Annotated in this window: 25 protein-coding genes and 1 riboswitch; of the genes, 18 read left to right on the top strand and 7 right to left on the bottom strand. The window is 67.8% G+C overall.

Annotated elements, in window-relative coordinates:
* Positions 1–98 precede the first annotated feature (98 nt).
* From rpmH to yidC, 3 genes are read left to right on the top strand one after another with little or no spacing between them, the layout of a single operon-like run.
* Positions 99–233, top strand: a complete 135-nt coding sequence (gene rpmH / locus EJ105_RS15965; protein ID WP_024280417.1) for a 50S ribosomal protein L34 — start codon at positions 99–101, stop codon at positions 231–233.
* 44 nt (positions 234–277) lie between these two features.
* Positions 278–847: a ribonuclease P protein component gene (gene rnpA / locus EJ105_RS15960; protein WP_250167136.1), complete on the top strand. Its 570-nt coding sequence runs from the start codon at positions 278–280 to the stop codon at positions 845–847.
* Positions 840–2,681 carry a membrane protein insertase YidC gene (gene yidC, locus EJ105_RS15955; RefSeq protein WP_250167135.1) on the top strand — a complete coding sequence of 614 codons (1,842 nt, stop codon included), beginning with the start codon at positions 840–842 and terminating at the stop codon, positions 2,679–2,681. Before rnpA ends, yidC begins: the two co-directional genes overlap by 8 nt.
* Positions 2,682–2,754: 73 nt before the next feature.
* Here the strand turns inward: yidC and EJ105_RS15950 are convergent, their stop codons facing one another.
* Entirely contained in the window at positions 2,755–3,756 is a 1,002-nt protein-coding gene (locus EJ105_RS15950) for a LysR family transcriptional regulator (RefSeq protein ID WP_250167134.1), read from the bottom strand.
* Between the two features lie 94 nt (positions 3,757–3,850).
* On the opposite strand from EJ105_RS15950, the gene EJ105_RS15945 reads away from it, so the two are divergent.
* From EJ105_RS15945 to rpe, 8 genes are all read left to right on the top strand, one after another.
* The gene (locus EJ105_RS15945) at positions 3,851–5,317 is read left to right on the top strand and encodes a form I ribulose bisphosphate carboxylase large subunit (RefSeq protein ID WP_029555337.1); all 1,467 of its coding nucleotides are present in this window, start codon (positions 3,851–3,853) and stop codon (positions 5,315–5,317) included.
* A gap of 11 nt (positions 5,318–5,328) precedes the next feature.
* Entirely contained in the window at positions 5,329–5,730 is a 402-nt protein-coding gene (locus tag EJ105_RS15940; RefSeq protein WP_024280422.1) for a ribulose bisphosphate carboxylase small subunit, read from the top strand.
* Between the two features lie 71 nt (positions 5,731–5,801).
* Complete coding sequence (gene cbbX, locus EJ105_RS15935) at positions 5,802–6,755, top strand: CbbX protein (RefSeq protein ID WP_024280423.1); 954 nt, start codon at positions 5,802–5,804, stop codon at positions 6,753–6,755.
* A 90-nt stretch (positions 6,756–6,845) separates the two neighbouring features.
* Complete coding sequence (locus tag EJ105_RS15930) at positions 6,846–7,940, top strand: class 1 fructose-bisphosphatase (RefSeq protein WP_250167133.1); 1,095 nt, start codon at positions 6,846–6,848, stop codon at positions 7,938–7,940.
* Between the two features lie 35 nt (positions 7,941–7,975).
* Entirely contained in the window at positions 7,976–8,851 is an 876-nt protein-coding gene (locus EJ105_RS15925) for a phosphoribulokinase (protein ID WP_024280424.1), read from the top strand.
* Between the two features lie 255 nt (positions 8,852–9,106).
* A complete protein-coding gene (gene tkt / locus EJ105_RS15920; RefSeq protein WP_284145487.1) occupies positions 9,107–11,170 on the top strand; it encodes a transketolase in 2,064 nt (687 codons plus the stop codon).
* 218 nt (positions 11,171–11,388) lie between these two features.
* Positions 11,389–12,453, top strand: a complete 1,065-nt coding sequence (gene fba / locus EJ105_RS15915; RefSeq protein WP_250167132.1) for a class II fructose-bisphosphate aldolase — start codon at positions 11,389–11,391, stop codon at positions 12,451–12,453.
* Between the two features lie 274 nt (positions 12,454–12,727).
* Positions 12,728–13,420, top strand: coding sequence for a ribulose-phosphate 3-epimerase (gene rpe, locus EJ105_RS15910; protein ID WP_250167131.1), 693 nt, complete (start codon positions 12,728–12,730; stop codon positions 13,418–13,420).
* 69 nt (positions 13,421–13,489) lie between these two features.
* Here the strand turns inward: rpe and cysW are convergent, their stop codons facing one another.
* The 3 genes from cysW to EJ105_RS15895 all read right to left on the bottom strand — a co-directional run bounded on the left by cysW (position 13,490) and on the right by EJ105_RS15895 (position 15,770).
* Positions 13,490–14,362: a sulfate ABC transporter permease subunit CysW gene (gene cysW / locus EJ105_RS15905; protein ID WP_250167130.1), complete on the bottom strand. Its 873-nt coding sequence runs from the start codon at positions 14,360–14,362 to the stop codon at positions 13,490–13,492.
* Entirely contained in the window at positions 14,362–15,228 is an 867-nt protein-coding gene (cysT, locus tag EJ105_RS15900) for a sulfate ABC transporter permease subunit CysT (protein WP_081837430.1), read from the bottom strand. The genes cysW and cysT overlap by 1 nt, the downstream gene beginning before the upstream one ends.
* 188 nt (positions 15,229–15,416) lie before the next feature.
* Positions 15,417–15,770 (bottom strand): hypothetical protein, encoded by a 354-nt coding sequence (locus EJ105_RS15895; RefSeq protein ID WP_024280430.1) that lies wholly within the window; start codon positions 15,768–15,770, stop codon positions 15,417–15,419.
* Positions 15,771–16,014: 244 nt separating this feature from the next.
* Here EJ105_RS15895 and EJ105_RS15890 point away from each other — a divergent pair, with 244 nt between their 5' ends.
* Positions 16,015–17,049, top strand: a complete 1,035-nt coding sequence (locus EJ105_RS15890) for an aspartate-semialdehyde dehydrogenase (protein ID WP_029555345.1) — start codon at positions 16,015–16,017, stop codon at positions 17,047–17,049.
* Positions 17,050–17,112: 63 nt separating this feature from the next.
* Here the strand turns inward: EJ105_RS15890 and EJ105_RS15885 are convergent, their stop codons facing one another.
* A complete protein-coding gene (locus tag EJ105_RS15885; RefSeq protein ID WP_029555346.1) occupies positions 17,113–18,000 on the bottom strand; it encodes a DMT family transporter in 888 nt (295 codons plus the stop codon).
* Between the two features lie 195 nt (positions 18,001–18,195).
* On the opposite strand from EJ105_RS15885, the gene EJ105_RS15880 reads away from it, so the two are divergent.
* The 6 genes from EJ105_RS15880 (at position 18,196) to EJ105_RS15855 (ending at position 22,314) form a co-directional block, all read left to right on the top strand.
* The gene (locus EJ105_RS15880) at positions 18,196–18,408 is read left to right on the top strand and encodes a Trm112 family protein (protein ID WP_024280433.1); all 213 of its coding nucleotides are present in this window, start codon (positions 18,196–18,198) and stop codon (positions 18,406–18,408) included.
* A 61-nt stretch (positions 18,409–18,469) separates the two neighbouring features.
* Positions 18,470–18,569, top strand: a riboswitch (TPP riboswitch).
* 69 nt (positions 18,570–18,638) lie between these two features.
* A complete protein-coding gene (gene thiO / locus EJ105_RS15875; protein ID WP_250167129.1) occupies positions 18,639–19,778 on the top strand; it encodes a glycine oxidase ThiO in 1,140 nt (379 codons plus the stop codon).
* A 5-nt stretch (positions 19,779–19,783) separates the two neighbouring features.
* Positions 19,784–19,990: a sulfur carrier protein ThiS gene (thiS, locus tag EJ105_RS15870; protein ID WP_250167128.1), complete on the top strand. Its 207-nt coding sequence runs from the start codon at positions 19,784–19,786 to the stop codon at positions 19,988–19,990.
* Positions 19,991–20,043: 53 nt separating this feature from the next.
* A complete protein-coding gene (gene thiG, locus EJ105_RS15865) occupies positions 20,044–20,835 on the top strand; it encodes a thiazole synthase (RefSeq protein WP_250167127.1) in 792 nt (263 codons plus the stop codon).
* Complete coding sequence (locus EJ105_RS15860) at positions 20,832–21,470, top strand: thiamine phosphate synthase (RefSeq protein ID WP_347881325.1); 639 nt, start codon at positions 20,832–20,834, stop codon at positions 21,468–21,470. The genes thiG and EJ105_RS15860 overlap by 4 nt, the downstream gene beginning before the upstream one ends.
* Positions 21,471–21,561: 91 nt before the next feature.
* Complete coding sequence (locus tag EJ105_RS15855; RefSeq protein ID WP_250167125.1) at positions 21,562–22,314, top strand: carbonic anhydrase; 753 nt, start codon at positions 21,562–21,564, stop codon at positions 22,312–22,314.
* Positions 22,315–22,424: 110 nt separating this feature from the next.
* Here the strand turns inward: EJ105_RS15855 and EJ105_RS15850 are convergent, their stop codons facing one another.
* Together EJ105_RS15850 and rpsA are read right to left on the bottom strand one after the other, a co-directional pair.
* On the bottom strand, positions 22,425–22,829 hold the full coding sequence (locus EJ105_RS15850; RefSeq protein ID WP_024280438.1) for an EF-hand domain-containing protein: 405 nt from the start codon (positions 22,827–22,829) through the stop codon (positions 22,425–22,427).
* Between the two features lie 155 nt (positions 22,830–22,984).
* Complete coding sequence (gene rpsA / locus EJ105_RS15845) at positions 22,985–24,712, bottom strand: 30S ribosomal protein S1 (RefSeq protein WP_024280439.1); 1,728 nt, start codon at positions 24,710–24,712, stop codon at positions 22,985–22,987.
* Between the last annotated feature and the right edge of the window lie 328 nt (positions 24,713–25,040).

The following is a 25,040-nucleotide window of genomic DNA, read 5'->3' as shown; positions in this document are numbered from 1 at the left end:
TCGGGCCGCAAGCCGGGCAGCAGCGAACCATCGCCGTCGCAGCGCCGCTGCTGGGGTCCGATCCGCAAGACGGCCTCAAGACATCTGGAGATTTGACCGTGAAGCGCACCTATCAACCCAGCAAGCTCGTGCGCAAGCGCCGCCACGGCTTCCGTGCGCGCATGGAGACCCGCAACGGCCGCAAGATCATTGCCGCCCGCCGCGCCCACGGCCGCAAGCGCCTGTCCGCCTGAGGGTGGACCCTCGCGGAGCTGCCCGACTTCGGGAGCCGTCCAACGTGGAACGCCCCTCGGACTTCAATCCGGATCGTCTCCGCCGGCTGGACCGTCTCAAGAAACGCCGTGATTTCCTCGCTGCGGCCAAGGCCGAGCGTGCCGGCGTCGCCTCCTTCCTCATGCAGGGCCGCGATCGCGGCGATGGGGCAGGTGTGCGCGTCGGCTTCACCGTGACCAAGAAGACCGGCAATTCCGTCGTGCGAAATCGCATCCGCCGCCGCCTCCGCGAGGCCGTGCGGCAGGTGCTGCCGGATGCCGGGCGACCCGGCTTCGATTATGTGCTGGTGGCCCGCGAGGCCTCGCTGCGCACCCCCTTCGACAGCCTCGTGTCCGAGATGGAGCGCGCCGTGCGCAAGCTGCACGCGCCCAAGGCCCCCAAAGAGAGGGCTCCCAAGGACCGGGCTTTCAAGGATACCCTCCCGAAAGACAAGGCGCGGTCCCGACCGGGCGCGCCGCGGGTCTTAAAAGAGTCGCTGCCGGCGTCTAAGGACGCGGCACGCTCCGCTGGCGATGCCGGCTTCAACACTCCCGATTTGACGATGCCGCCGACGGAGACCCTCCGGCATGAGTGAAAACCGCAACATGTTCATCGCCATCGGCCTGTCGATGGCGATCCTCATCGGCTGGCAGTTCTTCTTCGGCATTCCGCAGGCGGAAAAGCAGCGGCAGGCCGCCGAGCAGCAGCGAATCGTCCAGCAGGCGCAGCAGCAGGCCCAGTCCGACGCCACGCCGGCACCGGGTGCCGCTCCGGGAACGACCCCAGCGGGCCTGCCCCAGACGGGCGCGCCGGGCGCCGGCCGGGCGCTGACCCGGGCCGAGGCCATCGCTGCCTCTCCCCGCGCGCCCATCGCCACCCAGCGCCTCAGCGGCTCGATCTCGCTGCGCGGCGCTCGCGCGGACGACCTGCTCCTGACCGAGTATCACGAGACGGTGGACCCCAAGAGCCCGAACATCGTGCTCCTGTCGCCGTCCGGCGGTCCCAATCCCTTCTATGCGGAATTCGGCTGGACCTCGGCCGCCGGCGCCGGCGTCGCCGTGCCCGGCCCGGACACGCTCTGGACCGCCCAGCCCGGCGCCACCCTGACCGAAAAGACCCCCCTCGTCCTCACCTGGGACAACGGGCAGGGCCTGACCTTCCGCAGGACCTTCACCATCGACGACCACTACATGTTCGCGGTGAAGGATGAGGTCGAGAACAAGGGTTCCACCTCGGCCACCCTCTATCCCTACGCCCTCGTCTCGCGGCACGGCGTGCCGCACGTGGCCGGCTTCTACATCCTGCACGAAGGCCTGATCGGCGTCCTCGGCGACAACGGCCTGCAGGAAGTCACCTACGCCAAGATGGACAAGGAGAAGCCGCTCGCCTTCTCCGCCACCGGCGGCTGGCTCGGCATCACCGACAAGTACTGGGCGGCGACCGTCATTCCCGACCAGAGCGTGAAGGTGGACGCCAAGTTCTCCTCCGCCATGATCAACGGCGTTCAGACCTTCCAGACCGACTATCTCGCCCAGCCCCTCACGGTGGAGCCGGGCAGCAAGATCGCCTCCTCCGGCCAGCTCTTCGCTGGCGCCAAGGTGGTTCAGGTGGTGGACGGCTACGCCGAGTCCTACAAGATCGACCGCTTCGACCGGCTGATCGACTGGGGCTGGTTCTATTTCATCACCAAGCCGCTGTTCCTCGTCATCGACTGGATCTATCGCGTCGTCGGCAATTTCGGCGTCGCCATCCTGGTGGTGACGGTGCTGCTGAAGGGCATCTTCTTCCCGCTGGCCAACAAGTCCTACGCCTCCATGGCGAAGATGAAGGCGGTGCAGCCGGAACTCACCTCCATCCGCGAGCGCTACGCCGACGACAAGGTGAAGCAGCAGCAGGCGATGATGGAGCTGTACAAGAAGGAGAAGATCAATCCGGTGGCGGGGTGCCTGCCCATCCTGATCCAGATCCCGGTGTTCTTCGCCCTCTACAAGGTGCTGTTCGTCACCATCGAGATGCGGCATGCGCCGTTCTTCGGCTGGATCCGCGATCTCTCGGCGCCCGACCCGACCACGGTGTTCAACCTTTTCGGGCTCATTCCCTGGGATCCGGGCTCCGTGCCGGTCATCGGCAGCTATCTCCTGCTCGGCGCCTGGCCGCTCATCATGGGCGTGACCATGTGGGTGCAGATGAAGCTGAACCCGGCCCCGCCGGACCCGACCCAGCAGATGATCTTCAACTGGATGCCCATCATCTTCACCTTCATGCTGGCGCACTTCGCCGCCGGCCTGGTGATCTACTGGGCCTGGAACAACACGCTCTCCGTCACCCAGCAGGCCGTCATCATGCGGCGCAATGGGGTGAAGATCGAGCTGTGGGACAACATCAAGGGCGCCCTCGGCTTCGGCAAGAAGTCGGCGGCCAAGGGATAGCCTCCCGTCACCGCCCGAACATCAGGACGCCGCGCCCCGCAAGGAGCGCGGCGTCTTTCGTTTCGGGGCGCGCTCAAACCGGATCGCGGGCTACAGCCTTCGCGGGGGTGCTGCCGGAGACGTGGTCCGGCAGATAGCAGCGGCCCCCCTCCCCGCCCGGCATCTGCGGCAGGAAGCTCGCGCCTTCGCGCTCGAGGAAATCCATCAGCGCCTGTCCGGCCGGCAGCAGACGCTTGTCGCGGGCGCGCACCGCCAGCCATTGGCGCACCACCGGCAGCCCCTCCACCTCCAGCACCCGAAGCCGACCGTCCGCCACCTCCGCCGCCACCGTGTGGGCGGAGATGAATGCGAGGCCGAGGCCGGCCATCACGGACTGCTTGATGGTCTCGTTGGAGCCAATCTCCATGGCGATGGGCGGGTTGGGCGCCCCCGCCTCCTCGAACACCCGCTCCATGAGGATGCGCGTGCCCGATCCCGGCTCGCGCACCAGAAGCGATTCGCGGGTGAGATCGGCCGGGGTGATTCGCTTGCGCCGCTTGAACAGGGGATGGTCCACGGGCGCCACGACGATGTGCGGATGGTCGCCGATCAGCCGCGTCTCCGCCTCCAGCGACGGCGGCGGACGGCCCATGATGGCCACGTCGAAGTCAAGGCTCACAATGCCCCGGATGATGTCTTCGCGGTTGCCGATGATAAGCCGGAGCTCGATCTCCGGCCGGCGACGGCGGAAGGCGGCGAGGGCCATGGGGGCGAAGTATTTGGCCGTGGAGACCACCCCCACCACCACCGAACCGCGCTCGGGGCTCTTCAGCGCCGCTATGGCCCGCTCCGCCTCCGACAAGGCCCGCGCGATGCGCTCCTGAGCGGAAAGAAGCTCCTGTCCAGCGGCGGTCGGTCGCAGACGGCCGTCCACCCGCTCGAACACCGGGACGCCGATGTCCTCCTCCAGCGCCTTCATCTGAGCGGTGACGGCGGGCGGGCTCAAACCCATGTCCTGCGCGGCTTTGGCATAGGAGCCGGAGGCCGCGGCGAGAGCCACGAGGCGGAGCTGTCGAAGGGTCCAGTGGGGCGCCACTTCAGTTTTCCTGAATGCCTACTTCATATCATTTAAATTTACCTGAAATCGGCGCGGGGGCAAGGTCACCTCAACAAACAGGAGGGCCGCCATCATGGGTGCCGACGCCGCCATCGGGCAGATCAAGGACGCCAAGAAGAGGTACGCCGCAGGCGTGCTGAAATATGCCCAGATGGGCTATTGGGATGGCGACTACCAGCCCAAGGACACCGACATCCTCGCGCTGTTCCGCGTCACCCCCCAGGACGGCGTGGACCCGGTCGAGGCCGCCGCGGCCGTTGCCGGCGAAAGCTCCACCGCCACCTGGACCGTGGTGTGGACCGACCGCCTGACCGCCGCCGACATGTACCGCGCCAAGGCCTACAAGGTGGAGCCGGTGCCGGGCCAGCCGGGGCAGTATTTCTGCTGGGTCGCCTATGAGCTCGACCTGTTCGAGGAAGGCTCCATCGCCAACCTCACCGCCTCGATCATCGGCAACGTCTTCTCCTTCAAGCCGCTGAAGGCCTGCCGCCTGGAGGACATGCGTCTCCCCGTCGCCTATGTGAAGACCTTCCGCGGCCCGCCCACCGGTATCGTCGTGGAGCGCGAGCGCCTCGACAAGTTCGGCCGCCCCCTTCTGGGCGCCACCACCAAGCCGAAGCTGGGCCTGTCCGGCAAGAACTACGGCCGCGTGGTTTACGAAGGCCTCAAGGGCGGCCTCGATTTCGTGAAGGACGACGAGAACATCAATTCTCAGCCCTTCATGCACTGGCGTGATCGCTTCCTCTACTGCATGGAGGCCGTCAACAAGGCGCAGGCCGAGACCGGCGAGGTGAAGGGGCACTACCTCAACATTACCGCCGGCACCATGGAAGAGATGTACCGCCGCGCCGACTTCGCCAAGGAGCTGGGCTCCGTGGTGGTGATGGTGGACCTCATCGTCGGCTGGACCGCCATCCAGTCCATCTCCAACTGGTGCCGCGAAAACGACATGCTGCTGCACATGCACCGTGCGGGCCATGGCACCTATACGCGCCAGAAGGGCCACGGCATCTCCTTCCGCGTCATCGCCAAGTGGCTGCGCCTCGCCGGCGTCGACCACCTCCACACCGGCACCGCGGTGGGCAAGCTGGAAGGCGACCCCATGACCGTGCAGGGCTACTACAACGTCTGCCGCGAGGACGTGACCAAGACCGACTACACCCGCGGCATCTTCTTCGATCAGGACTGGGCGGGCCTGCGCAAGGTCATGCCGGTCGCCTCGGGCGGCATCCATGCCGGCCAGATGCACCAGCTCATCGACCTGTTCGGCGAGGACGTGGTGCTCCAGTTCGGCGGCGGCACCATCGGCCATCCCGACGGCATCCAGGCCGGCGCCATCGCCAACCGCGTCGCGCTGGAAACCATGATCCTTGCCCGCAACGAGGGCCGGGACATCAAGAACGAAGGCCCGGAAATCCTGGTCGAGGCCGCCAAGTGGTGCCAGCCGCTGCGCGCCGCCCTCGATACCTGGGGCGAGGTGACCTTCAACTACGCCTCCACCGACACGTCCGACTTCGTGCCCACCGCGTCCGTCGCCTGAGGAGAAGAGACATGCGCATCACCCAAGGCACCTTCTCCTTCCTGCCCGACCTCACGGCGGCCCAGGTCAAGGCCCAGATCCAGTATGCGCTGGACCAGAACTGGGCGGTTTCGGTCGAGTACACGGACGATCCCCATCCCCGGAACACCTATTGGGAGATGTGGGGCCTGCCCATGTTCGACCTGCGCGATGCCGCCGGCGTCTATGGCGAGGTCGAGGCCTGCCGCACCGCCCATCCCGGTAAGTATGTGCGGGTGAACGCCTTCGACTCCAATCGCGGGTGGGAGACGGTGCGCCTCTCCTTCATCGTCCAGCGCCCGGAGAAGGAAGACGGCTTCCGCCTCGACCGCACCGAAGGGCCGGGCCGCACCCAGCGCTATGCACTCCAGCACCGGTCCTACGCGGCCGGCTGATCTGACCACCCATTTCGAGCTTCACCAGCGCGGCCGTTCCCACCGCGCCACTTAACGCCGAGGTTCGAGTCATGCTCGATGTTGCCACATCCGCACCGTCCGCCGCGTTGCCGGCTGAGGCTGCCGAGGGCAGGCTCGACCTCGGCGCTCTCTTCACCGAGAGCGAAGTCCCCGAATTTCTCGCCGAGCTGGACGAGGGCCTGATCGGGCTCAAGCCCGTCAAGCGGCGCATCCGCGAGATCGCCGCCCACCTCGTCATCGGCCGGGCCCGCGAAAAGCTGGGCCTCACCTCCGGCGCGCCGACGCTGCACATGGCGTTCACCGGCAATCCCGGCACCGGCAAGACCACGGTCGCGCTGAAAATGGCGCAGATTCTCCATCGCCTTGGATATGTGCGGCGGGGTCATCTTGTCTCGGTGACGCGGGACGATCTCGTGGGCCAATATATCGGCCACACGGCACCGAAGACCAAAGAGATTCTTAAGAAGGCCATGGGCGGCGTCCTGTTCATAGACGAGGCTTATTATCTTTACCGGCCCGAGAACGAGCGGGATTACGGTCAGGAAGCCATCGAGATTCTGCTCCAGGTGATGGAAAACCAGCGGGACGATCTCGTGGTGATCCTCGCGGGCTACAAGGACCGCATGGATCGCTTCTTCGAGAGCAATCCTGGCTTCCGCTCCCGCATCGCCCACCACATCGACTTCCCGGACTATGAGGACGCAGAGCTGGTGGAGATCGCCAAGACCATGGCGGCCGATGCCGACTACACCTTCAGCCCGGAGGCCGAGGTCGCGATCGAGGAATATGTGGCCAAGCGCCGGCTCCAGCCGAACTTCGCCAACGCGCGCTCGATCCGCAACGCTTTGGACCGCATGCGGCTGCGCCAGTCTCTGCGGCTGTTCGAGAGCGGCGGGCTCGCCGACCGCGCTGCCCTGTCGACCATTTCCGAGGGGGATGTCCGCGCCAGCCGGGTGTTTGCCGGCGGCATCGACGCCCCGGACTACAAACCCCAGACGGAGTGATCCGCTTCGGGGACCGGTAGACGACCAAAAATAAAACCTGTGACGGCCCGCTGAACGGGCCGCGCGGAGGAGCCCTCAGGGAGATCTGCCATGTTGGAGCCGAACGCAGACCATCGGGCCGCAGTTGCCCAGGCTGCAGGTGTCGCAGCCTCGCGTATCACGCTCACCGTCATGCTCGACGAGTGGGCGGGTGCGGATGCCCGCCGCCGTGCCGTCGCTGATACCGTCTGCGCCCTCGCCACCGGTTGCGCGTCGCTGGCCGCAGCCATCGCCGAGGGGCCGCTCGCCGGCGATCTCGCCCGCCCCCTCTCCTCCGGCGAGGCCGGTGAAGGCCAGAAGGCGCTGGACGTCATCTCCAACGACATCGTCATCGGCGCGCTGAAGGCGGCGCCGGTCGCAGCGGTCGCGTCCGAGGAGAACGACGCCCCGGTCCTGCTCGATGCCACCGCGCCGCTGCTCGTCGCCATCGATCCGCTGGACGGCTCGTCCAACATCGACACCGACATCTCGGTCGGCACCATCTTCGCCGTCTTCCCGCGTCCCGAAGGCGCCGACGCGTCCGAACCCTCTGCCTTCCTGCAGAACGGGCGGGACATGCTGGCCGCCGGCTATGTGATCTACGGCCCCCACACCGCGATGATGCTGACGCTCGGCGCCGGCACCTGGCACTTCGCCCTCGACCGCGCCGGCCTCTTCCGCCTAGTCAATGCAGAGGTGAAGGTGAAGGAGGGCGCGGCCGAGTTCGCCATCAACATGTCCAACTACCACCACTGGGACGTGCCGGTGCGTGACTATGTGGATGACTGCCTCGCCGGCAAGAAGGGGCCGCGGGAGCGCGACTTCAACATGCGCTGGGTGGCCTCAATGGTGGCGGACGCGCATCGCATCTTCCAGCGCGGCGGTATCTATCTTTATCCGGGCGATGGCCGGAAGGGCTACACCCACGGCCGCCTGCGCCTGCTCTACGAGGCCTTCCCGGTCGCCTTCCTGATGGAGCAGGCGAGCGGTTCGGCCACCGACGGCCGGGGCGCCATCCTCGACCTTTCCGCCACCGGCCTGCACCAGCGCGTGCCGTTCATCTTCGGCTCCCGCGACGAGGTGGCCCGGGTCTCCCGCTATCACCTGGAGCCGAACGGCCATGGCGAGCGCTCGCCGCTGTTCGCGCGGCGCGGGCTGTTCATCTGAACCGCGCCCCCTGATCTCCGAGATTCGAGCACACCATGTCCATCAAGCACCCCATCATTGTCGTCACCGGTTCGTCGGGCGCGGGAACGACCTCCGTGAAGCGGACCTTCGAGCAGATCTTCTATCGCGAGAAGGTCAAGGCGGCCTTCGTGGAAGGCGACAGCTTCCACCGCTACGACCGCTATGAAATGCGCGAGCTAATGGCCGCCGAGGCGGCCAAGGGCAACAAGCACTTCAGCCACTTCTCGCCCGAGACCAACCGGCTCGACGATCTGGCCCAGCTGTTCAAGGACTATGGGGCGACCGGCTCCGGCCGCTTCCGGCACTATGTCCACGATGCCGGCGAAGCCAAGCTGTACAATACCGAGCCCGGCCGCTTCACCGACTGGGAAGATCTGGAGCAGGGCACCGACATCCTCTTCTACGAGGGTCTGCACGGGGCGGTCGTCACCGACGAACTGAACCTTGCCCAGCATGCCGACCTGAAGATCGGCGTGGTGCCCGTGATCAACCTGGAGTGGATCCAGAAGATCCACCGCGACAAGGCCACCCGCGGCTACACCACCGAGGACGTGACCGACACCATCATGCGGCGCATGCCCGATTACGTGCGCTACATCTGCCCGCAGTTCACCGAGACCGACATCAACTTCCAGCGCGTGCCGACGGTGGACACCTCCAACCCGTTCGTCGCCCGCTGGATCCCGACGCCGGACGAATCCATGGTCGTGATCCGCTTCCGCGACCCGCACGGCATCGATTTCCCCTATCTGCTGTCGATGATCCACAACAGCTTCATGTCGCGGGCGAATTCCATCGTCATCCCAGGCAACAAGCAGGATCTCGCCATGCAGCTCCTGCTGACCCCGCTCATCATGAAGCTGATGGACAGGAAGCGCCGCGCCGGCTGAGCCGGGCGCGAAGCTCCCCTCCCCCGCGCCGGGGGGAGGGTGAGGGGGGAGGGCGGCACGTTCTTGAGCCCCGAAGCCCGGGCGACCTTGGACGCGTGGCTGCTGCCCTCCCCCCACCCTTTCCGGACCGGAGCCGAGCGCTTCTTCCGGCACGAGATGGCGCGCGTTTTGCGTAACTGACAATTGGCAGGCCCTTCCGACCACCCGGCGTCGCCCGGGGTGTTGCGCGGGGTCACGAGCCGGAGGGAGAAAACAATGACCGCCCACGCCGCTGCACTCGCCGCTGCCGACGCTCCGGCGCCCGTTGACCGTTCTCCCGGCGCGCTCGGCTGGCCGGTGACGGCGGCCCTGCGCGCCCTCGCCATGGACGGCGTGGAGCAGGCGAAATCGGGCCATCCCGGCGCGCCCATGGGCATGGCCGAGATCGCCGCCGTGCTCTGGCGCGAGCATCTGCGGCATAATCCGGCAGACCCCTCCTGGCCCGACCGCGACCGCTTCGTGCTCTCCAATGGGCACGGCTCCATGCTGATCTATGCCCTGCTTCACCTCACCGGCTACGATCTGCCCATCGCCGAGCTGAAGCGCTTCCGCCAGCTGCATTCGCGCACCCCCGGCCATCCCGAGCTCGGCATGACGCCGGGCGTGGAGACCACAACCGGCCCGCTCGGCCAGGGCCTTGCCAATGCGGTGGGCATGGCCATCGCCGAGAAGACACTGGCCGCCCAGTTCAACCGGCCGGGCCTCTCCATCGTCGATCACCGCACCTTCGTCTTCCTCGGCGACGGCTGCCTGATGGAGGGCGTGAGCCACGAGGCGTGCTCGCTGGCCGGGCGCCTCGGCCTCGGCAAGCTCGTCGCCTTCTATGACGACAACGGCATCTCCATCGACGGCAAGGTGGAAGAGTGGTTCCCGGACGACACCCCGGCCCGCTTCGCCGCCTATGGCTGGCAGGTGATCCGCAACGTGGACGGCCACGACCCCGCCATGCTGCGCGATGCGGTTGAGGCGGCGCTCTCCGAGACCGGCAAGCCGACGCTGATCTGCTGCAAGACCACCATCGGCCGCGGCGCGCCCACCAAGGAAGGCCACCAGGACACCCACGGCGCCCCGCTCGGCGCCGAGGAGATCGCCCGCACCCGCGCCGCCATGGGCTGGGACCACGCGCCCTTCGAGGTGCCCGAGGACATCTACGCCCTGTGGGATGCCCGCCGCTCCGGCGCGGCCCGCCAGTCGGCCTGGGACGCGCGCATGGAAGCCTATGAGCGCGCCTATCCGGCGGAAGCGGCCGAATTCCGCCGCCGGCTCAAAGGCGACCTCTCCCCCGCCTTCGCCGCGACCTACGCGGCGGCCCTGAAGGCCACCGTGGAGAAGGCCGAGACGGTGGCCACCCGCAAGGCGAGCCAGCTGGCCCTTGCCGCCCTCGCTCCGGCGGTGCCGGAATTCCTGGGCGGCTCGGCGGACCTCGCCCATTCCAACCTGACCACCTTCCCCGGCGCCGTGCCGATCACCCGCGATCCCGCCGGCAACCAGATCTTCTACGGCGTGCGCGAGTTCGGCATGTCGGCGATCGCCAACGGCATCGCGCTGCACGGCGGGTTCATCCCCTTCGTCGCCACCTTCCTCGTGTTCTCGGATTACGCCCGCAACGCCATGCGCATGAGCGCGCTCATGGGCCAGCGGGTCATCTACATCCTCACCCACGATTCCATCGGCCTCGGCGAGGACGGCCCCACCCACCAGCCGGTGGAGCATGTGGAGAGCCTGCGCCTCATCCCCAACCTCGACGTGTGGCGCCCGGCCGACACAGTGGAGACGCTGGCCGCCTGGCACGCAGCCCTGACGCGCACGAATGGCCCGAGCGCCTTCATCCTGTCGCGGCAGAACCTGCCGTGCTGGCCGCGTGACGCGGCGCAGATCGAAGGTATCGAGGCCGGTGCCTACGTGCTGCGCGAGAGCGAGGGCCTCGCCCGCGCCGTGCTCGTCGCCACCGGCTCGGAAGTGAAGCTGGCAGCGGCGGCGGCGGACCTGCTCGACACCGCGGGCATTCCCACCCGCATCGTCTCCATGCCCTGCCGCGAGCGCTTCGAGGCGCTGACCGAGACCGAGCGCGCGGCCCTCTTCCCCAAGGGCGTGCCGGTGGTGGCGGTGGAAGCGGGCGTCACCCGCGGCTGGCGCGGCCTCTCCGGCACCCGCGCCGACGGCATCATCGCCATCGGCATCGACCGCTTCGGCGAATCGGCACCGGAAAAGGACCTGTGGCCGCTGTTCGGCTTTACACCGGAAGCTGTGGCCGACGCGGTGCGCCGCGCAGTAGGGTGAGCGCCAATGAAGGCCTCTCCCCTGCGGGGGACGGCTGGGCGGGGGCGCCACCGGACGAAATGATCGACCCGGCCCGCGCCGGGTCCGCCGGACCGGTGAAGGCGACGGACAGCAGCCAAGCAGCACCGTGAACCCGGTACAGGCCGGGGATGACGGTGCGGACGGAACCATGGCGCGCGCATCGCGGCGCCGACCTGAACTTTGAAGAGGAGAGGACTATGGCCCTCGTTTCCATGCGCCAGCTGCTCGACCATGCGGCGGAGCATTCCTACGGACTGCCGGCCTTCAACGTGAACAACATGGAGCAGGTGAAGGCGATCATGGACGCCGCCCGCGCCACCTCGTCGCCCGTCATCCTTCAGGGCTCGGCCGGCGCCCGCAAATATGCCGGCGAGGCCTTCCTGCGCCATCTCATCGCCGCCGCCGTGGAGGCCTATCCCGAGATTCCGGTGGTGATGCACCAGGACCATGGCGCCTCCCCGGCCGTCTGCATGGGCGCCATCAAGTCCGGCTTCTCCTCGGTGATGATGGACGGCTCCCTGAAGGAAGACGGCAAGACCCCGGCGGACTACGACTACAACGTCTCCGTCACCGCCAAGGTGGTGGAGCTGGCCCATGCGGTGGGCGTGTCGGTGGAAGGCGAACTCGGCTGCCTCGGCTCGCTGGAGACCGGCAAGGGCGAGGCCGAGGACGGCCATGGCGCCGAGGAGGCCCTCGACCATTCCAAGCTGCTCACCGATCCGGACGAGGCGGCCCAGTTCGTGAAGGCGACCCAGTGCGATGCGCTGGCCATCGCCATCGGTACCTCCCACGGTGCCTACAAGTTCACCCGCAAGCCCACCGGCGACATCCTCGCCATCGACCGCATCAAGGCGATACACCAGCGCATCCCCACCACCCATCTGGTGATGCACGGCTCGTCCTCGGTGCCGCAGGAGCTGCTTGAGGAAATCCGCACCTATGGCGGCGACATCAAGGAGACCTACGGCGTGCCGGTGGAGGAGATCCAGGAAGGCATCCGCTACGGCGTGCGCAAGGTGAACATCGACACCGACATCCGCCTCGCCATGACCGCCGCCATCCGCCGCGTCGGCGCCAAGAGCAAGAGCGAGTTCGACCCGCGCAAGTTCATGGCCGCCGCCATGGAAGAGGCGAAGAAGGTCTGCATCGCCCGCTTCGAGGCCTTCGGCTCCGCCGGCAAGGCGGAGAAGATCCGGGCCATCGAGCTGGACGAGATGGCCAAGCGCTATGCGTCCGGCGAGCTGGCGCAGGTGGTGCACTGAGGGGACGGCTGGCGCCTACCCGGCGCCGTGCCTATAGAAGTGCCTGAGGCAGCCATGGCTGCCTCATTCCCCGGACAAGCGACAGCGCAGCTGGAGCGCTGATCCGGGGTCCAGGGAAAGGTCCTGCGCAGCAGGCTCATGTCTGCGAAGGTCATGAAGGGAGCCGCCTTCGGCGCAATATTGCGCTGGGCCCCGGCTCTCCTTCCACTGACGCTCCAGTCGGCCGGGGCACGAGACCGCGCCCCGCCTATCCAGTCGTTAAGGAGAGATCCCCATGGCCCGCGCCTATCCCATCATCGCCCCCTCCATCCTCTCGGCGGACTTCACCCGCCTCGGCGCCGAGGTGGATGCGGTGCTCGAGGGCGGCGCCGAGTGGATCCATTTCGACGTGATGGACAACCATTACGTCCCCAACCTCACCATCGGCCCGCTGATCCTCCAGTCGCTGCGCAAGGCGACCAAGGCGTTCGTGGACGTGCACCTGATGGTGAAGCCGGTGGACGGCATGATCGAGGCGTTCGCAGGCGCCGGCGCCGACCTCATCTCCTTCCACCCCGAAGCGTCCGAGCATGTGGACCGCTCGCTCCAGCTCATCCGCTCCAAGGGCGTGAAGGCCGGCCTGGTGCTGAACCCGGCCACCCCCCTCTCGGTGCTGGACTACACGCTGGATGCGCTGGACCTCGTGCTCGTCATGTCGGTGAACCCCGGCTTCGGCGGGCAAGCCTTCATTCCCTCGGCGCTGGACAAGCTGAAGGCCATTCGCGAGCGCATCGACGCCTCGGGTAAGGACATCCGGCTCGAGATCGACGGCGGGGTGAAGGTGGACAATATCGGCGCCATCGCCGCGGCCGGAGCGGACACCTTCGTCGCCGGCAGCGCCATCTACGGCGCCAAGGACTATGCCGCGACCATCGCCGCCATGAAGCGCGAAATCGCCGCCGCCACCGGAACCGCCGTTGCGGCCTGAGGCTGGCTCAAGCCCGCGCGGCGCCTGAGCGAAGCAATCGGCGCCGGTCGAAGACCGGAGCCGAACCGATCAGTGCCCCGGCCGGCGCGGCGCGACGATCTCGCCCCGCGCCCGCTCCGCCCGCTCGATCAGATACTTCGCCACCAGCGTGAACAGGGCGACGCCCGCCAGCACCGTCGCGGCGGCGAAGGCGGCGACCGCGTGGCTGTCCTGATAGAGCAGCTCGATCTGCAACGGCAGGGTCGAGGTCTGGCCGCGGATGTTGCCGGAGACGATGGAGACGGCGCCGAACTCGCCCATCACCCGCGCATTGCACAGGGCCGCGCCGTAGAGCAGCGCGAACTTCACGTTGGGCAAAGTGACGAGCCGCAGCACGTCGAAGCCCGAGGCGCCGAGACTGACCGCCGCCTCCTCCTCGTCCCGCCCCTGCGCCATCATCAGCGGCACCAGTTCGCGCAGCACGAACGGCGCGGTGACGAACAGGCTGGCGAGGATGATGGCCGGCACGGCGAACATGATCTTGATGTCGTGTGCCTGCAGAAACGGCCCGAACAGCCCCTGCGCCCCATAGACGAAGAGATAGGCGACGCCCGCCACGATGGGCGAGATGGAGAAGGGCAGCTCCGCCACCGCCAGCAGCAGGTTGCGCCCGCGGAAGGAGAATTTCGTCACCGCCCAGGCGGCGGCGATGCCGAAAGCGGTGTTGAGCGGCACGCAGATGAGGGCCGTCAGCAGCGTCAGCCCCACCGCGTGCAGCGTATCCGGCCGGGCGAGCGCTTCGAGATAGGTGGGCACGCCGCGCGCGAACGCCTCGGCGAAGATGACGGCCAGCGGCGCGATGAGCGCCAGCCCGGTGGTCGCCAGCACCAGCGTGAGAATCACCGAGCGCGTCACCGCGCCGTCGCCGACGCGCAGGCGGTGGCGGTTCACGGGACGGGCCATCAGGCATCCCCCATCGCAAACTTCTGATGCCACGCCTGCACGGCGTTCACGATCAGAAGCATGATGAAAGCCAAGCCCAGCATGGTGACGGCGATCGCCGCGGCGGCCGCGTAGTCATATTCCTCCAGCCGGATGAAGGTGAGCAGCGCCACGATCTCGGTGCGGAACGGCTGGTTGCCGGCGATGAACACCACCGCGCCGAATTCCCCCAGCGAGCGGGCGAAGGCCAGCGACGTGCCGGCGAGGAAGGCCGGGAAGATGGTGGGGAAGATGATGCGGCGGAAGATGGTGAGGTCGCTCGCGCCCAGCGTCGCGCCCGCCTCCTCCAGTTCCGGCTCCATGTCCTCCAGCACCGGCTGCACCGTGCGCACCACGAAGGGGATGGAGGTGAAGGCCATGGCGCAGACGATGCCGGCCGGGGCGTAGGCCACCTGTATCCCCCACTGCGCCAGCGGCGCGCCGAACCAGCCGTTCTTGGCGAACAGCGCCGTCAGCGCGAGGCCCGCCACCGCCGTGGGCAGGGCGAACGGCACGTCCACCATGGCATCCAGCAGGCGCTTGCCGGGGAATTCGTAGCGCACCAGCACCCAGGCGAGGGCGAGGCCGTAGATGGCGTTGAACAGCGCCGCCAGCGCCGCCGTGGTCAGCGTCACCTGGAAGGAGGCGAGCGTGCGCGGCGAGGTGATGATGGCGATGTAGCGCTCGAAGCCCACGTCCGCCGCCTTCAGCAGCAGCGCGCCGATGGGCAGGAGCACGATGAGGCCGAGATAGAGCAGTGCGAGGCCGAGCGAGAGCCGAAAGCCCGGAATGACGCTGCGGCGGGGCTGGCGGCTCAGCATCGGCAGCGCGAAGCGGGGGCGGGGCATGGGCTCTTAAGGGGCATCTTGCGCTGGAAGGTCGGGCCGACGGCGCGGCATAGGGCCGTTATGGCGCGCACAAGCGGAAATGTCATGCTTGGCCGGGATAAAAATTAAACACCGATAAATCGCTGTGATTTCACCACACAAAAAAGGGCCGCGAGGCGGCCCCTTCCGTGTTCTTCGGCACCCTTGGCTCAGAAGCCCGGCAGATCGAAGGCGCCCGGCAGCGGCCAGCGCAGGCCGGTGATGGGGCCGGGGCCGGCGGCGGTGGGCCCATAGGTCGGGTAGAAATAGCCGGGCGGCAGCGCGTAATCGAGGTACGACTTGGAGCCGGGCTTCACCACCGTGCCGGCATCGAGATAGGAGCGGCGCTCCACCACGATACGGTTGCGCTTCTTCACCGTCTGCGCCTCGGCGCTGTCGGCGGACGCGATGGAAAAGGCACCGGTGGTCGCCGCAATGGCTGCCGCCGCCAGCGACACCGAGAGCGCCGTCTTCAGGCCCGAACGGGCGAAAGCAGCGAAGGTGGTGAACGACGCGAAACCCATGGCATCCTCCCAGATCGGCGCAGGGCCGACCTTGACTGGATTAATAGACGTTTGTCCCCTGCGCAAGGAAACCCGCCTCCTTGGTGCCATGTTCCCGCCTTCTCGACGCCGGCGCGTTGCGTTGACGCAACAGTTGAATGCGCGGATGCCGGGCCTGATCGCGAATCTTCGATTTGCAAGGCCAGGGGGTTCGGCCTAAAAGCACGGTCTTCGGCCGCATGGGCCGAGACATCCGAGGAACATCATGGGTTACAAGGTCGCCGTCGTCGGCGCCACGGGCAACGTGGGCCGGGAGATTCTCTCGATCCTCGACGAGCGGGGTTTCCCCGCGGACGAGGTCGTCGCGCTCGCCTCGCGAAAGTCGCAGGGCGTGGAAGTCTCCTACGGCGATAAAACCCTGAAGGTGAAGGCGCTCGAGACCTACGACTTCTCCGACACCGACATCTGCCTGATGTCGGCCGGTGGAGCCGTGTCCAAGGAGTGGTCGCCGAAGATCGGCGCGCAGGGCTGCGTCGTCATCGACAATTCCTCCCAGTGGCGCATGGACCCGGACGTGCCGCTGATCGTTCCCGAGGTGAATGCGGACGCCATCGTCGGCTTCACCAAGAAGAACATCATCGCCAACCCGAATTGCTCCACGGCGCAGCTCGTGGTCGCGCTGAAGCCGCTGCATGACGCCGCGACCATCAAGCGCGTGGTGGTTTCCACCTACCAGTCCGTCTCCGGCGCCGGCAAGGACGCCATGGACGAGCTGTTCTCGCAGACGCGCGCCGTCTTCGTCTCCGATCCGGTGGAGCCGAAGAAGTTCCCGAAGCGCATCGCCTTCAATCTCATCCCGCAGATCGACGTCTTCATGGACGACGGTTTCACCAAGGAAGAGTGGAAGATGGTGGCCGAGACCAAGAAGATTCTCGACCCCAAGATCAAGCTCACGGCCACCTGCGTCCGCGTGCCGGTCTTCATCTCCCACTCAGAGGCGGTGAACGTGGAGTTCGAGAAGGAGCTTTCCGCGGACGACGCGCGCAAGATCCTGCGCGAGGCGCCCGGCATCCTCGTCATCGACACCCGTGAGCCGGGCGGCTACGCCACCCCCCACGAGGCGGCCGGCGAGGACGCGACCTACATCTCGCGCCTGCGCGACGACCCGACCGTGGACAACGGCATCGCCTTCTGGTGCGTGTCGGACAATCTGCGCAAGGGCGCCGCGCTGAACGCGGTGCAGATCGCCGAGGTGCTGGTGAACCGCAAGCTCATCACCGCCCGTTCCAAGGCGGCCTGAGCCTTCCGGCATTCCGAGACGTAAAGAACGGCCCGCTTCGGCGGGCCGTTTTCGTTTGCGGGATCAGCGCGGCCGGGAGCGGGTCCGCTGCGCCACCGCGACCACCAGCGCCACGCCCGCGGCGAAGGCCACGGTCTCCGCGTCCGGCACCTCGCCATTGATGGGCCAGGCGAGTCCCACCGTCACGAAGGTCTGAAGGAGCTGCATCTGGCCGACGCGGGCGATGCCGCCCATGGCGAGCCCGGCATTCCAGAAGAAGAAGCCGATGAGCTGGCTGAAGAGGCCGAGATAGACCAGTGCCGCCCAGGAGGCGCCTGCCACAGTGCCCGCCCCACCCCACGGAAAGGTGAGGAGCGCGAGCGGCAGCGTCACCGGCAGGCAGAGGATCAGCATGAACGCGATCACCTCCCAGCCCGACATGGTGCGCGCGAGGCCGCCGGAGACGGCGTAGCCGATGGCGCAGGCGATGACGCCGAGGAACAAGAGGCTGTCGCCCATTCCCAGCGCGCCGCCCGCGCCGTTGCGCAAGGCGAAGGCCACCACCAGCCCGGCCCCCACCGCGCTCGCGGCGAACAGGCCGAGGCCCGGCCGCTCGCCGGCCAGCAGCATGGCGGCGATGGCCGTGCACAGGGGCAGAAGGCCGAGCACGATGCCGCCATGGGCCGCCGGCACCGTCTGGGTGGCGACGCCGATGGCCAGCGGGAACACGAAGATCAGGCAGGCGGAGGACACGGCGAGGCGCCACAGCACCTTGGGCTGGCCGAATGGCCACGGCCGGCGCAGCGCCAGCACCAGCCCGAGCGCCGCAAAGCCAGCCAAGGCGGCGCGGCCGAAGCTGATGAACCAGGGGCTGAAATCGTGCAGCGCGAAGCGGGTGAGCGGCAGCGTCGCGCCGAACATCACGACCGCGACGAAGCCGAGAAGAAGCCCGAGGGCCAAGCGTCGATCCATTGGGCTCCCGAGGGCGCGATTCCAAGGCCGCTTCATTAGGGGCTGCGGGGGCGGAAAGACAGCGAAACCGCGTGATATGCCCATCAGCGGCCGTGATGTCGCGAAAATCACTGGTGAAAGGCCACCCCGCCGCCGCTATGGTGGCGCGCCGCGGACCCTTTGCCCTCGAAACGCGCGGCACCAAAGAGCGAGAACATGATCCAGTCCCAGCGTCCCGGCCACGACGTCGACCCCAAGCTGCTCGAAATCCTGGTCTGCCCCCTCACCAAGGGGCCGCTGGAATATGATCGCGAGCGCCAGGAGCTGATCTCCCGTGCCGCCCGCCTCGCCTATCCCATCCGCGACGGCATCCCGATCATGCTCGCCGACGAGGCGCGCCAGCTGGACGAAAGCGAACTCAACCGCTGAGGTCCGCCTCGTCCCGGGCGCCCCGCCTCTTGCAGTTCTGCGGCCGGCATGAGTAAATAACAGACACGGCCTGGGGTGCCGCGCATCATGCGCGGCTGAGATCACACCCATCGAACCTGTCTGGATCATGCCAGCGTAGGGAGATGCCGATGAGCGAGAGCTTGTCGCAGTTTACATTCGCACCTTCATCGCAAGCCGGCTCTGCACCGGCGGGAAAGGCGAAACCGCGTGTGGCCCGTCCCCATGTGGCCATCGTGGGCGGCGGCGTCATCGGCCTCGCCCTCGCCTGGCGCCTCGCCGAGGCGGGTTGCCCGGTGGACCTGTTCGATGCCGGCGAGACCGGACAGGGCGCGAGCCGCGCCGCCGCCGGCATGCTGGCCGCCTGCGCCGAGGCCGAGCCCGGCGAGGAGGGCCTCCTCGCCCTCAATCGCGCCAGCCAGACCCTCTGGCCCGCCTTCGCCGCAGAGCTGGAGCGCGTCTCCGGTGAGGTGGTGGACCTGCGCACCGAGGGCACCATCACCATCGCCCTCACGGCGGACGATCTCGCCAAGCTGCGCCACCTGTTCGCCTTCCAGCAAGGGCTAGGCCTGCCCGTCCAGTGGCTCACCGCCGCCGAGGTGCGCCGACGCGAGCCCTATCTCGCCCCCCGCCTCGCCGGCGGCGTGCTGAGCCCGGAGGATCATCAGGTCGACAACCGCAAGGTTGCCGCCGCGCTGAAGATCGCCGCGCTGAAGGCCGGCGCAAGGCTCCACGAACACACCCCGGTGAGCCGGGTGGAGACGGCTGGCGGCCGCGCCACCGGCGTCGTCACCGGCGAGACGCACCATGCTGCCGATGTGGTGGTGCTCGCCGCCGGCGCCTGGAGCCGGGGCGTGGACATCACCCCGGCGACGCCGCTGCCGGTGCGCCCCATCAAGGGGCAGATGCTGTCGCTGCGCATGGACCCGGCGGCGCCCATCCTCTCCCACGTGCTGTGGGCGCCGGGCTCCTATCTCGTGCCGCGGCGCGATGGGCGGCTGATCCTCGGTGCCACCACCGAGGAGAAGGGGTTCGACACCGACCTCACGGCCGGCGGCCAGCTCGCTTTGCTCACCCATGCGTGGCGTGCGCTGCCGACGCTCGAAGAGCTGAGCATCGTCGAGCAATGGGTCGGCTTCCGCCCCGGCAGCCGGGACGATGCGCCCATCCTCGGCCCGAGCCCGGAGGTGGATGGCCTCGTCTACGCAACCGGCCATCACCGCAACGGCATCCTGCTGCTGCCGGTGACGACGCAGGTGATCGCCGACCATATCCTCAGCGGCACCATTGCAGACGTGGCCCGGCCCTTCGGCGCGGAGCGCTTCGGTCCGCCACGCGCGGCGGCGGAGTGAGCGCCATGCTGGCCCTGAAGGTGAACGGCGCCGAGGAGGCGCATCCCGTCGCCACCGTTGCCGACCTGCTCGTCGCCAAGGGCCTCGAGCCGGAGCGCAAGGGCATCGCGGTGGCGGTGAACGGCGCGGTGGTACCTCGCCGCACCTGGACCGACGCGCGCCTTTCCGCAGGCGACGCCGTGGAAATCATCGAGGCCAAGCAGGGCGGCTGAGCCCCGGCCGAACAGAACAGAGCGCTCGTGCGCGGGCGCCGGGAAGAAGCACCATGAGCGCATTCCAGAATCCCAACGCCGATCCCCTCGTCATCGCCGGCCGCACCTTCTCGTCGCGGCTGTTCCTGGGCACGGCGGGCTATCCCAACCAGAAGGTCTTCCTCGATGCCCTCGCCGCCTCGGGCAGCGAGATGGCCACGGCCTCCATCCGCCGCATCAGCCTCGCCGGCTACGAGGAGAGCCTGACGGACCTCCTCACCGGCCGCGTGCACATCCTGCCCAACACCGCCGGCTGCCAGACCGCCAAGGACGCCGTGCTCACTGCGGAGCTTGCGCGCGAGGCGCTGGAGACGGACTGGGTGAAGCTGGAGGTCATCGGCGACCGCGAGCTGCTCTATCCCAATGTGGAGGAGCTGCTGAAGGCCACCGAGGAGCTAGTCTCGCGCGGCTTCGTCGTCCTGCCCTATTGCAACGACGATCCCGTCACCTGCCAGAAGCTCGCGGACCTCGGCGCCGCGACTGTCATGCCGCTCGGCTCCATGATCGGCACCGGCCTCGGCATCGCCAATCCGCACATGATCGAGCTGATCTGCTCCCGCTCCCCCGTGCCGGTGGTGCTGGACGCCGGCATCGGCACGGCGTCCGACGCGGCGCTCGCCATGGAGCTGGGCTGCTCGGCGGTGCTGCTCAACACCGCGGTCTCCAAGGCGCTCGACCCGGTGCGTATGGCCACCGCCTTCCGCCACGCGGTGGACGCCGGCCGCCTCGCGCGCCTCGCGGGCCGCATCCCGCGCAAGCTGCACGCGGAGGCTTCCAGCCCCGAGTTCGGTCTGGTCGGGAGCTGACCCCCCTGCCCCCTCTGCCGACGCCGCCGCTGCTCCTCATCACCGACCGCACGCTGGCGCGGGGCGATCTGGCGGACGTGGTGGCCGCAGCCTGCGCCGGCGGATGCAGATGGGTGAGCCTGCGGGAGAAGGACCTGCCGGCCGCAGCGCAGATCGCCCTCTTCGCCCGCCTGCGCGTCGTGACAGCCCCCTTCCATGCCCGCCTGACGCTGCATGGCCCCCCCGAGCTGGCGCAGGCCGCCGCTGCGGACGGCGTGCACCTCTCCGGCGGCGGGGATGCGAAGGTCGCACGGGCGCTCCTTGGGCCGGGGGCCTTGATCGGCCTGTCCACCCACACCCTAGCGGAGGCCACCGCCGCTGATCCGGCCGCGCTCGACTACATCACGGCGAGCCCGGTCTTTCTCACAAGATCCAAGCCGGGACACGGGCCGGCACTGGGGCTTGAAGGGCTTTCGGCCTTCGCCCGCACGAGCGCCGTGCCGGTGGTCGCGCTCGCCGGCATCGACGCAGAGACGGCGCCGGCCTGCCTCGCCGCGGGGGCCAAGGGCGTCGCGATCATGGGAGGAATCATGCGCGCGGACGATCCGCGAGCCGCCTTCGCCGCCCTGGCTGCAGCCGCGTCAGCCGCAATCTGATCCATCCCGGAACAGTATCGGCTTTTGCGAGTATCCCCAGCGCTGGTAAGCTTGGCCGCAGCGGAGGAACCGCCATACAAGGGGCAATTCAATGATCATCAATCGTCGCACGCTGCTTGCGGGCCTTGTCGCCTGCCCGGTCTGCGCCAACGCCGCCCGCGCTTCCGAGGGAGCGCACTGGACCTATGAAGGCCACGGCGGACCGCAGGAATGGGGTTCGCTGGAGAAGGGCTTCTCGGCCTGCTCGGTGGGCAGCCAGCAATCGCCGATCAATCTCGAAGGCGCCGTCAAGGCGGAGAGCGCCGGCCCAGTGCTTGCCTGGAAGCCGTTCGCCTACAAGGTGGTGAACAACGGCCATACCATCCAGGCCGACGTGACCGGCGACGGGGGCACCGCCACCATGGGCGGCAAGACCTACGCGCTCAAGCAGTTCCACTTCCACGCACCGAGCGAGCACGCGATCGACGGCAAGCGCACCGCCATGGAAGCCCATTTCGTCCATGCGGCGCCCGAGGGCGGGCTGCTGGTGGCCGGTGTGTTCATGGTGCCCGGCGCGGCCAATGCCGGCTTCTCCTCGATCATGGACGCCGCGCCGCGCAAGACCGGGGACAAGACGCTGGCTGCGCCGCTTGATCCGGCCGGCTTCCTGCCGTCCGCACGTGGCACCTATCGCTACGAGGGGTCGCTGACCACGCCGCCCTGCTCGGAAATCGTGGACTGGAACGTGTTCGGGGCGCCCATCGAAGTGGCGCAGGCGGACATCGACGCCTTCCGCGCCATCTTCCCCATGAACGCCCGCCCGCTGCAGGCGGTGAACCGGCGCTTCCTGCTGCGTCTCAACTGAAGCAGGGGCTGGGACAAGGGGCGCCGCCACAGCGGCGCGCCTACGCGCTTTTCACTGGGGAAGGACGCCACGCCCTCCCCAGCCGCATCAGGCGCGGCGTGCCGTCAGCTTCACTTGGCGATGAGCAGGAGAAGCTGCTGGCCGGCGGGGGAATCCAGCTCGGCCTCGGTCAGCTTGCCGTCCTTGTTGGCATCGGCATCGTTGAAGCGCTTGCGCACGATGATGAGCCACTCGTCCAGCTCCAGGGTCTTGTCGCCGTCCTTGTTCACGGCGGCCCAATCCTCGTCGGTCAGCCGGCCCTTGGTCTCGGCGGCCTCGAGGGTCTTGTCCTTGTCCGGATTGATGGCCTTGAACACCTTGGTCCCGAGGTCGATGGCCTCGACGATCTCGACGGTGCTGTCCTTGTCCTTGTTGTATTTGCGAAGGAACTCCTTGCCGGTGAGGGCGAAGGCCGAACCCGTGGCGGCGAGCGAGACCGCGGCGACGACGCCGAGGGAAATCATCCTGCGCTTCATGGCAAACCTCCCATTGACAACCAGACTTGGATACTTCCGCGCTGATCTCAGCACAAGGATGCCAGTCGGCGTCTGAATGGCGCATGGGTTGAAAAAAAGGCCGGTGCAATGCACCGGCCCTTCGTTCTTCAGAGAAATCCGATCGCGTGGAGCGATCAGTCTTCCTTGTCCGCCTCCTCGGCGGTGTCAGCCGTGTCAGCGGCGCGCTGCTTCAGCGCGGCACCCAGGATATCGCCGAGCGAAGCGCCCGAATCCTGCGAGCCGAACTGAGCCACGGCCTCACGCTCTTCCGCGATCTCCATCGCCTTGATGGAGACCTGCACCTTGCGCGCCTTGCGGTCGAACAGGGTGACGCGGGCGTCGAGCTTGTCGCCGACCGAGAAGCGCTCGGGGCGCTGGTCGTTGCGGTCGCGAGCGAGCTCGGAGCGCTTGATGAAGGCGGAGAGGTCGGTGCCGGTGAGCTTCACCTCGATGCCGCCGTCCTTCACGTCGGTGACTTCGCAGGTCACGACAGCGCCCTTCTTCACCTCGCCCGCGTCGGCGAAGGGATCGCCGGCCAGCTGCTTGATGCCGAGGGAGATGCGCTCCTTCTCGACGTCCACGTCGAGCACCACGGCCTTCACCATGTCGCCCTTGCGGTATTCGTCGATCACCTGCTCGCCCGGACGGTTCCAGTCGAGGTCGGAGAGGTGGACCATGCCGTCCACATCGCCATCGAGGCCGAGGAACAGGCCGAACTCGGTCTTGTTCTTGACCTCGCCTTCCACCACGGCGCCGGGCGCATACTTCTCGGCGAAGGCCTCCCAGGGGTTCTGGAGGGTCTGCTTGAGGCCGAGGGAGATGCGGCGCTTGGCCGAATCCACTTCCAGCACCTGAACCTCGACCTCCTGGGAGGTGGAGACGATCTTGCCGGGGTGGACGTTCTTCTTGGTCCACGACATCTCGGAGACGTGGATGAGGCCCTCGATGCCGGGCTCCAGCTCCACGAACGCGCCGTAGTCGGTGATGTTGGTGACGCGACCCTTGAAGCGGGCCTCCACCGGATACTTGGCCTCGATGCCCTCCCAGGGATCGCCCAGAAGCTGCTTCATGCCGAGCGAGATGCGGTGGGTCTCGTGGTTGATCTTGATGATCTTGACCTTGACCGTCTGGCCGATGTTGAGCACCTCGGTCGGGTGGTTCACGCGGCGCCAGGCGATGTCGGTGACGTGCAGCAGGCCGTCGATGCCGCCGAGGTCAACGAACGCACCGTAATCGGTGATGTTCTTGACCACGCCGTCGATGGCCTGACCCTCTTCGAGGTTCTGCACCAGCTCGTGGCGCTGCTCGGCGCGGGTCTCTTCCAGCACGGTACGGCGGGAGACGACGATGTTGCCGCGACGGCGATCCATCTTGAGGATCTGGAAGGGCTGCTGGTTGTGCATCAGCGGGCCGACGTCGCGGATCGGGCGGATGTCCACCTGGGAGCGCGGCAGGAAGGCCACGGCGCCATCGAGGTCGACGGTGAAGCCGCCCTTCACCTGGTTGAAGATCACGCCGAAGACCTTCTCGTTGGCCGTGAAGGCCTTCTCGAGCTTGACCCAGCTCTCCTCGCGGCGCGCCTTGTCGCGCGAGAGGACGGCTTCGCCCATGGCGTTCTCGACGCGCTCGAGATAGACCTCGACCTCGTCACCCACCTTGATGGCGTTCTCGCGGCCGGGGCCGGCGAACTCGCGCAGGGCGACACGCCCTTCCGTCTTCAGGCCGATATCGATGATCGCCAGATCCTTCTCGATGGCGACCACGATGCCCTTGACCACCGAACCTTCATTGGTGTCGGCGCGGCCGAAGCTCTCGTCGAGCAGGGCGGCAAAATCCTCACGGGTGGTTTCTACGGCGGACATTCACGCTCCAGACTTGCTGCGCCGGCATCTCGTGTTGCGAGGCCCGAACCGCTCGGATGCCCGCCATTCCGAGGGAATGACGAACGGCCGCCGCAAAAGCGGCGGGCCGGCGCGAAGGCCGGGCGGCACAGGCGATGAATTGAGTGTCGATGCGCGCTCACAGAAAGCCAGGGCGGGCTGCCTCCGACGATCAGGACCGCGTATACCGCCGGTCCCTGCCCGCCCGGGCGGCTCCCCGCTTGAGGGAGCGCGGCCACGAACCGGGCTCACATAGGGCAAAAACCCCGCTGGCGCAAGGGCTCGCGCAATCCTGCTCGCGCAAGGCTGG

Source organism: Xanthobacter aminoxidans (assembly GCF_023571765.1).
Taxonomy (GTDB): domain Bacteria; phylum Pseudomonadota; class Alphaproteobacteria; order Rhizobiales; family Xanthobacteraceae; genus Xanthobacter; species Xanthobacter aminoxidans.
This window is presented reverse-complemented; position numbering and strand designations above follow the sequence as displayed.